The 8335-nt window shown below is 71.6% G+C and carries 8 protein-coding genes and 1 other RNA gene; 7 read left to right on the top strand and 2 right to left on the bottom strand.

Annotation, left to right across the window (positions count from 1 at the left end; genetic code table 11):
• Positions 1-723: alcohol dehydrogenase catalytic domain-containing protein (locus tag PROKR_RS17765; RefSeq protein ID WP_036965253.1), on the bottom strand; the 723-nt coding region annotated here is incomplete at its 3' end.
• Positions 724-939: 216 nt separating this feature from the next.
• Between PROKR_RS17765 and ftsE the strand changes: the two genes are divergently transcribed.
• From ftsE to ssrA, 5 genes are all read left to right on the top strand, one after another.
• Entirely contained in the window at positions 940-1716 is a 777-nt protein-coding gene (gene ftsE / locus PROKR_RS17760; RefSeq protein WP_036965250.1) for a cell division ATP-binding protein FtsE, read from the top strand.
• A 2-nt stretch (positions 1717-1718) separates the two neighbouring features.
• Positions 1719-2630 carry a permease-like cell division protein FtsX gene (gene ftsX / locus PROKR_RS17755; RefSeq protein WP_020013301.1) on the top strand — a complete coding sequence of 304 codons (912 nt, stop codon included), beginning with the start codon at positions 1719-1721 and terminating at the stop codon, positions 2628-2630.
• Positions 2630-4000 (top strand): M23 family metallopeptidase, encoded by a 1371-nt coding sequence (locus PROKR_RS17750; protein ID WP_036965247.1) that lies wholly within the window; start codon positions 2630-2632, stop codon positions 3998-4000. The genes ftsX and PROKR_RS17750 overlap by 1 nt, the downstream gene beginning before the upstream one ends.
• Positions 4001-4090: 90 nt before the next feature.
• Entirely contained in the window at positions 4091-4573 is a 483-nt protein-coding gene (gene smpB, locus PROKR_RS17745; protein ID WP_020013299.1) for an SsrA-binding protein SmpB, read from the top strand.
• Positions 4574-4767: 194 nt separating this feature from the next.
• Positions 4768-5136, top strand: a transfer-messenger RNA (tmRNA) gene (gene ssrA, locus PROKR_RS31660).
• Position 5137: 1 nt separating this feature from the next.
• Here the strand turns inward: ssrA and PROKR_RS17740 are convergent.
• A complete protein-coding gene (locus PROKR_RS17740) occupies positions 5138-5968 on the bottom strand; it encodes a hypothetical protein (RefSeq protein ID WP_211240168.1) in 831 nt (276 codons plus the stop codon).
• 146 nt (positions 5969-6114) lie between these two features.
• On the opposite strand from PROKR_RS17740, the gene PROKR_RS17735 reads away from it, so the two are divergent.
• Together PROKR_RS17735 and PROKR_RS35285 are read left to right on the top strand one after the other, a co-directional pair.
• On the top strand, positions 6115-7995 hold the full coding sequence (locus PROKR_RS17735) for an acetate--CoA ligase (RefSeq protein WP_036965245.1): 1881 nt from the start codon (positions 6115-6117) through the stop codon (positions 7993-7995).
• Positions 7996-8137: 142 nt separating this feature from the next.
• On the top strand, positions 8138-8335 hold a 198-nt coding region (locus tag PROKR_RS35285; protein ID WP_169736466.1), incomplete at its 3' end, for a hypothetical protein.

Below are 8335 nucleotides of genomic sequence, written 5' to 3'. Positions count from 1 at the left end.
GACGCCGCGCCCGCCGGTGATCTCGCGGATCGCCGCGACCTGGTCCGGTCCGCCGGGCACGGTGACGGCGCCGGCGGCCGCCGCGCGGTCCATCGCGTCCTGCTTCATGTCGGTGGCGATCACGGTGGCGCCGGTCAGCGCGGTCAGGATCTGCACGGCGATCTGCCCCAGCCCGCCGAGGCCCACGACCAGCGCGTACCTGCCGCCGCCGGCCAGCTTGGGCAGCGACAGCTTGATGGCGTGGTACGGCGTGAGGCCGGCGTCGGCCAGGGGAGCGGCCGCCACGGGGTCGGCGTCACCCAGCGGCACGAGGTTGCGGGCGGGGGTGACCATGTACTCCGCCATGCCGCCGTCGCGCCCGATCCCGGTGGCCGCCCACGGCATGGTCGCCGCGTTCTCGCAGTACGTGTCCTGGCCGCGTGAGCAGGCCTTGCAGTGTCCGCACCCGTTGGGTCCGTACACGAGGTACGCGTCGCCCTTGGTGAACCCCGTGACCCCCGGGCCGAGCTCCTCGATCCAGCCCGACGCCTCGTGGCCCAGCACGAAGGGCGGCGCGAACGACCCCGGCTGCCCCTCGGCGAACTCCTTGTAGAGCGCGACGTCGGAGTGGCAGGCGCCGGAGCCGGCGATCTTCAGCAGCACCTCGCCCGGGCCGGGGCTCGGCCTGCCCACCTCTCGCAGGCTGGGAAAGGTCTGGAACTTCTCGAACACGACTGCACGCATCAGCTCACGCTCCTGTCGCCGGGGGTCGGTTCCTCCATCAGAACCCATCGGCGCCGGTCCGGCGCGGGATGTCGGTCCGGCGCGGGATGCCGGTGCGGCGAAATGCCGCGTCCGAGCATTTTGGCCTGATATGGCGAGCAACTCGGTGCGCCGGGGTGAACTCCAACGGCGTGTCTGCCGGACACGCCAGCCGATGTCCGACCTAGTGTCGGGCTCGTGATCAGGTTCGAGAACGTGTCGAAGGTCTATGCGCGCGGCGCACGACCTGCCCTCGACCAGGTCTCCGTGGACGTCGAGCGCGGCGAGTTCGTGTTCCTCGTGGGGGCCTCCGGGTCGGGCAAGTCGACCTTCCTGTCGCTGGTGCTGCGCGAGCAGCGGCCCACCCGCGGCCGCGTCTACGTGGCCGGCCGTGACGTCGCGAACCTCTCGGGGTGGCGCGTGCCCACCCTGCGCCGTCAGCTCGGCGTGGTGTTCCAGGACTTCCGGCTGCTGCAGAACAAGACCGTTCACGAGAACGTGGCGTTCGCCCTGCAGGTGATCGGCAAGCCGCGGCACGTCATCCGCGACACCGTGCCCGAGGTCCTGGAGATGGTGGGCCTGACGGGCAAGGGCAAGCGGATGCCCACCGAGCTCTCGGGCGGCGAGCAGCAGCGCGCCGCGATCGCGCGCGCCATCGTCAACCGGCCGCAGATCCTGCTGGCCGACGAGCCGACCGGCAACCTCGACCCCACCACGTCGCTCGGCATCATGCGCCTGCTGGACCGCATCAACCGCACCGGCACCACGGTGGTCATGGCCACGCACGACGACGAGATCGTCAACGAGATGCGCCGCCGCGTCGTCGAGCTGTCCGACGGCGTCGTCGTGCGCGACGAGGCCCGGGGCGGCTACGGCGAACGCGAGGCGATCCTGCCCGACGTCGGCGCCTCACCCGTGCTCGACGCCCCCGGCAGCGGCACCCGCGCCCCGGTCCAGACGGGGCGGGGGTCCTGACCGTGCGCTTCCAGTTCGTGCTCGGCGAGGTCTTCAGCGGCCTGCGCCGGAACACCACCATGGTCGTGGCCGTGGTGCTCGTGACGTTCGTGTCGCTGACGTTCGTCGGTGCGGCGGCCCTGCTGCAGGCGCAGATCGGCAAGCTCAAGGACGACTGGTACGACCTCGTCGAGGTCTCCGTCTTCCTCTGCCCCGAGGGCTCGGTGTCGCCCACGTGCGCGACGGGCGAGGCCACCGAGGACCAGATCGACTCCGTGCGCCAGGTCATCGACACCGAGCTGTCGAGCCAGGTCAGCAAGGTCTACTTCGAGTCCAAGCAGCAGGCGTTCGAGGCGTTCAGCGAGCGCTACCCCGACGGCTACCAGGGCACGCAGCTCACCGCCGACGACATGCAGGCCTCGCTGCGGCTCAAGCTGACCGACGCCGAGCAGTTCGCCGTGGTCAGCGACGTGCTCTCCGGGCGCGACGGCGTGGAGATCGTCGAGGACCAGCGGGCCGTCTTCGAGCCGCTGTTCCGCACGCTCAACGTCGCCACGCTGCTCGCGGCCGGGCTGGCCGGCGTCATGCTCCTGGCCGCCGTCCTGCTGATCACCACCACGATCAGGCTCAGCGCCGTCTCCCGCCGCAAGGAGACCGAGATCATGCGCCTGGTGGGCGCGTCCAACCTGTTCATCCAGCTGCCCTTCCTGCTGGAGGGCGCGCTGGCGGCCGTGCTGGGCTCCCTGCTCGCCGGCGGCGGGCTCTGGCTCGCCGTGCGGTTCATGGTCAGCGACTGGCTCGAACGGTCGGTCGACTGGGTCGCCTACGTCTCCGAGGTCGACGTGTTCCGCGTCGCGCCGCTGCTCGTGATCATGGCGGTCGCGCTGGCCGCCCTCTCGTCCTTCTTCACCCTGAACCGGTACACGAGGATCTGATGTCAACTCCCCGAAACCCCCGCTCCAGGGTCCCCGGCCGCGGCGGCATCGCCGCGGCGCTCGCGGTCGTGCTGCTGCTCGGCGGCTCGTCCGTCGTGCAGGCCGACGACCTCGACGACCGGCGGGCCGCCGCGGAGCGCCAGCAGGCGGCCAAGGAGAAGGAGCGCGAGAGCCTCGAGGCCGAGCTGGAGCACACGGACTCGCAGCTCGCGGACGCCGTGCTGGAGCTGGACCGGGTCGAGGGCCGGCTGCCGGTCGCGGAGGCAGAGCTCGCGGTGGCCGAGGCCGAGCTGCAGCGCGCCGAGCGGGAGGCGGCGATCCTCGCCCAGCGCCTCGCGGACGCCCAGCTCGAGGAGGCGCAGGTCACCCAGCAGCTCCAGGACGGCTCGGGCAAGGTCGACGGCGCCCGCGACGACATCGCGCAGATGGCCCGCGAGGAGTTCCGCGGCGCCGGCAGCACCTCGACCATCGGCCTGGTGACCGGCGCCCAGAGCACCGAGGAGTTCATCGACGGCTACTCGGTGTCGTCGTCGGCCGCCCGGATCCGGGCCCGCACGCTCGCCGAGCTGCAGGACGCCGAGGCGACCGCCCGCAACCTGCAGGCGCGGCTGACGGCGATCCGCGAGGTGGTCACCGAGCTCAAGCGGCTCGCGGACGAGAACGTGCGGTCCAAGGAGCAGGCCAAGCAGGCCGCGGTGGAACGCAAGGCGGAGATCGAGCGGCTGATCCGGGAGCAGGAGCGGCTCAAGGCACGCATCGAGAAGCGCAAGGACGCCGCCCTCGCGAACATGCAGTCCAACGAGCAGGAGCTCAGCTCCATCGAGTCGGACCTGAAGTCGATCATCCGCGACCAGAAGGCGCGGGACCAGCGGCTCGCCGAGCGGCAGGCCGAGCAGGGCACCTCGGGCGGCTCGTCCGGCGGTGGGGGCTCGTCCGGGGGAGGGGGCGGCAACGGCTCGTCCGGGACCATGTCGTTCCTCAGCTACCCGACAGCCAACCCCTTCATCACCTCGTCGTACGGCATGCGGTTCCACCCGGTGCTGAACTACTCCCGCCTGCACGCCGGCACCGACTTCCGGGCCTACTGCGGCACCCCGATCCTGGCCGCCGCGGACGGCACCGTGCTGTACGCGCGGACCCTGGCCGGCCTGGGCAACCAGGTGCTGATCGACCACGGCTACACCTCGAGCAGCCAGAGCGTGATGACCAGCTCGAATCACCTCACGTCGTTCGCCGTCTCGGCGGGGCAGCGCGTCTCGCGCGGTCAGCTCATCGGCTACTCGGGCACCACGGGCACTTCCACGGCCTGCCACCTGCACTTCGAGCTGTACATCAACGGCTCGACCGTGGACCCGATGACCTGGCTGTAAAAGCCTGGTCCCGACCGGTCGGGCGCGTAAACTGGGGCGTCGCGCCGCCCGCAGGGGGTAGCACGCGCCCGCAGAACCCGGAGGGAGACCATGGCCAAGAAGAAGGTCGACGATCCGCGCAAGATCGTGGCGAACAACAAGAAGGCCCGTCATGACTACGTGATCGAGGACGTCTTCGAGGCCGGACTGGTGCTCTCGGGAACCGAGGTCAAGGCGCTGCGCATGGGGCGCGCGTCCCTGACCGACGGCTACGCCGCCATCGACCGCGGCGAGGCCTGGCTCGAGAACGTGCACATCCCCGCCTACTTCCAGGGCACGTGGAACAACCACGCGCCGCGGCGCCGGCGCAAGCTGCTGCTGCACCGCGAGGAGATCGCGCGCCTTGAGTCCAAGTCCCGGGAGAAGGGGCACACCCTGATCCCGCTGTCGCTGTACTTCCTGGACGGCCGTGCCAAGGTCGAGATCGCGCTCGCGCGAGGCAAGAAGGAGTACGACAAGCGGCAGACCCTGCGCGAGCAGCAGGACATGCGCGAGGCGCAGCGGGCGATCCGGCACAAGGAGATGCTCGGCTGAGCCGAAGGCGCAGCGGAGGGTGCGGGCCGAGGAACGAGGCCTGCGCCCGGAGCGGAGCCGCGGGCTCGGCCGACAACGAGCAGAGCCTGACCTGGCTGTTGCCGAAATAACGTTCCCGTCCGGGGCGTTGATCACCTAGACTGGACACGTTCCGCACGGGCGCAGCTCGCGCGGGGCACGTTGAAAAATCCATAGGGGCTGATCGGTTTCGACGGTGGTCGTGCTTCGAGGAGAAGCGGGCCGAGGATGCAGGCTTATCTCGTAAACGATGCCTGTAAACCAATAGTTGCCGATAACTCGCGCAACGAGTTCGCCCTCGCCGCCTGAGCGAGCCCGAACTCCGTCGGCCTGGGAGACGCTTCCGTCCCAGTAGCCGGCGTCATCTAGGAAGCCTCTGCTCGTAGCTCTCGTCATCGGGGCTACGGGAACACTTAGATGGCTGGGCCTGTCCGCGAACGTGTCTGCGCGAGCGCGGGGGCCGAGAAAATCCATAGCAGACTGCGCCCGGAGAAGTCCTCGAAAACCGATACCGGACCCGGGTTCGATTCCCGGCAGCTCCACGGATCAGGAGTCCCCGCCTCGTCGAGGCGGGGACTCCTTCGTCTTGTCCGGCTCTCCTGTCTGACGGCGCCCCCCAGACCTGCCGCCCCTCACCCGGCGCCGCGTCATCGACGACGGCAGCCCGCGCGCGTGTGCCCGCTCCGCGCGCTCCCGGATGCCGAGCAGCATCCGCCGCGTCATCAGCAGCGTGATGGGGTCCAACAGCTCGCCGACCAGTCCGGACAGGCGTCCTGCGAGCCCGGGGGAGCGCGTGGAGCGGCTGCGGACCAGCAGCCGGCAGCGGTCCGGTCCGTCGTCGGCCAGCACGAACGCCCAGGTCGCGTTCCACGGGTGTTCCGGCGGCCGCTGGCGCAGCACCAGCGCGCGCGGCGGGTCGACGAGCGCCACGCGGAACGCGTACCCCTCGGGCAGGCCCGTCGCCCCGGGCGGGGTGGCCCGGACGACGTCGCCCACGGTGAGGTGCTGCCACTCGCCGTGCAGATCGTCGGTGCTGTGGATGTCCAGGCCGAACAGGTTCTCGAGCCAGTCGTAGCTGTACCAGCCGCCGCGGTCCTGGCCGATCTGCACCAGCCACGGCCAGACCTCCGCGCACGGGGCGCCGACGATGATGGCGCGCGTGGACGCCGAGTCGGCGGTGAGCAGGTCGTCGCCCGGCAGGCTGCTGCCGATCTCCTCCGGTGTCGCGCCCCAGTTCCGGAGCCGGGCGCGCGTGGCGACGGCGCCCGCCACCGTCGCGGTGATGGCCGTGGCCGTGACCCAGGCCCGCCGGTGCCCCGGCCACCGGCCCCCGGCGCTTCGTTCGACGACGGGAGCGTCGGCGCTGTCGTGGTCCATGCCCCACCACACCACGACCACCGTCGGGCACCCAGGGCCGAACGTCCCGACGCGAGCGGGTTTCGTCCCGGACGGCGTGGACCTCCGTGGCAGACTGGCAGCGGCGCGGACACCGGGGTCCGCGCGCCGGAGCGGAAGGGCACCACATGGCCGACTACGCGGACGTCCACCGGCGCAGCCTCAGCGACCCCGAGGGTTTCTGGGGCGAGCAGGCGGCACTCGTCTCGTGGTTCCACAAGCCCACCCGCGTGCTCGACGCCGACAGCCCGCCGTTCTTCCGCTGGTTCCCAGACGGCCGGCTGAACACCTGCTACAACGCGCTCGACCGGCACGTGATCGCGGGCCGCGGTGACCAGACGGCACTGATCTACGACAGCCCGGTCACCGGCACCACCGAGTCGTTCACCTACGCCACGCTGTTGCAGGACGTCGCGGCGTTCGCCGGCGCCCTGCGTGACCTCGGCGTCGGGCAGGGCGACCGCGTGGTGATCTACATGCCGATGGTGCCCGAGGCGGTCGTCGCGATGCTGGCCTGCGCGCGCCTGGGCGCGGTGCACTCGGTGGTGTTCGGCGGGTTCGCGGCGAACGAGCTGGCCGTGCGGATCGACGACGCCCAGCCCAGGGTCGTCGTGTCCGCCTCGTGCGGCATCGAGCCGAGCCGTGTCGTGGAGTACAAGCCGCTGCTGGACCGCGCGCTGGAGCTGGCCGACCACGAGCCGGCGTCGTGCGTGGTGCTCCAGCGGCCGCAGGCCGAGGCGACGCTCGTCGAGGGACGCGACCTGGACTGGGCCACCGCGATGCGTGCCGGGCGCACCAACCCCGCCCCGTGTGCCGAGGTCGCGGCCACGGACCCGCTCTACATCCTGTACACGTCGGGCACCACGGGCAGACCCAAGGGCATCCTGCGCGACAACGGCGGCCACGCCGTGGCCCTGGCCTGGTCCATGCGGAACATCTACGACATCGAGGCCGGCCAGGTGTGGTGGACGGCGTCCGACGTCGGCTGGGTCGTCGGGCACTCCTACATCGTCTACGGGCCGCTGATCGCGGGCGCCACCACGGTGCTCTACGAGGGCAAGCCGGTCGGCACGCCCGACGCCGGCGCGTTCTGGCGCGTGGTCGCCGACCACCGGGTCGAGGCCCTGTTCACCGCGCCGACAGCCATCCGTGCCATCAAGAGGGAGGACCCCGAGGGCATCCTCGTGGCCGCCCACGACACCACCTCTCTGCGGCACCTGTTCCTCGCGGGGGAGCGGCTCGACCCCGGCACCTACGAGTGGGCCGGCCGGATCCTCGGCGTTCCCGTGGTGGACCACTGGTGGCAGACCGAGACCGGGTGGGCCGTGGTCGCCAACCTGCGCGGGCTCGACCCGATGCCCACCCGGCCGGGGTCGCCCTCGGTGCCCGTGCCGGGCTTCGACGTGCAGGTGCTGCTGCCCGACGGCTCGGTCGCCGGACCGAACCAGGAGGGCAGCCTCGCCCTGCGCCTGCCGCTGCCGCCCGGCACGCTGCAGACCCTGTGGCACGACGACGCCAGGTACGTGTCGTCCTACCTCGCCGCGTTCGACGGCTACTACCTGTCCGGCGACGGCGGCTACGTGGACGACGACGGCTACGTCTACGTGATGGGGCGCACCGACGACGTCATCAACGTGGCCGGGCACCGCCTGTCGACCGGAGCGATCGAGGGAGTCCTGGCCGGTCATCCCGCCGTCGCCGAGTGCGCCGTCATCGGGGCGGCCGACGCGCTCAAGGGCCAGGTGCCGCGCGGGCTCGTGGTGCTCAAGGCCGGGGTGGACCCCACAGGCGTCGCGGCCGAGCTCGTCGCCACCGTGCGCGACCAGATCGGCCCCGTCGCCGCGTTCAAGGACGTCGAGATCGTCGCGGGCCTGCCGAAGACCCGCTCGGGCAAGATCCTGCGGCGCACCATGCGGCAGCTGGCCGACGGCGAGCACCCCACGGTCCCGTCGACGATCGAGGACCCGTCGGTGCTGACGGCGCTGGAACCGATCCTCCGCCGCGAGTGATCACCGCCCGCCGGGCGGGGCACTCGCGGGCGGGGCACCCGAACGTAGGGATAGTCGGCTCACGAGGGCGCAGAGAGCGACGGAGTCTACGTTCGCCGCGTCCCGCCGCGGGTGAACGGAGCGTCGCGCTAGGGTGTCCGGCGTGCACCAGCCCGGAGGTCCTGGCCTTGTTCCCCTGCCTGCGTCGATGCAGGCGCTGGGCGGTTCGGTGCTGCTCACCGACGGCGCGCGCGTCGCGGCCGACCCCGTCCTGCGCCCCGCCGCGCGCTGGTGGCGCCGGGTCACCGAGGAGGCGTACGGCGTCGACCTGGTGCCGGTGACCGACGGGCCCGCCGACGTC

The sequence above is a fragment of the Promicromonospora kroppenstedtii DSM 19349 genome, from assembly GCF_000515355.1.
In the GTDB taxonomy this organism is placed as follows: Bacteria; Actinomycetota; Actinomycetes; order Actinomycetales; family Cellulomonadaceae; genus Promicromonospora; species Promicromonospora kroppenstedtii.
Note: the sequence above shows the minus strand (reverse complement) of the source record. Positions and strands in the feature narration are given on the sequence as shown.

Bases quoted from the DNA above. Each gene is read 5' to 3' on its own strand.
- PROKR_RS17750 (WP_036965247.1), top strand. From the start codon at position 2,630: ATGTCAACTCCCCGAAACCCCCGCTCCAGGGTCCCCGGCCGCGGCGGC.
- smpB (WP_020013299.1), top strand. From the start codon at position 4,091: ATGGCCAAGAAGAAGGTCGACGATCCGCGCAAGATCGTGGCGAACAAC.
- PROKR_RS17740 (WP_211240168.1), bottom strand. From the start codon at position 5,968: ATGGACCACGACAGCGCCGACGCTCCCGTCGTCGAACGAAGCGCCGGG.
- PROKR_RS17735 (WP_036965245.1), top strand. From the start codon at position 6,115: ATGGCCGACTACGCGGACGTCCACCGGCGCAGCCTCAGCGACCCCGAG.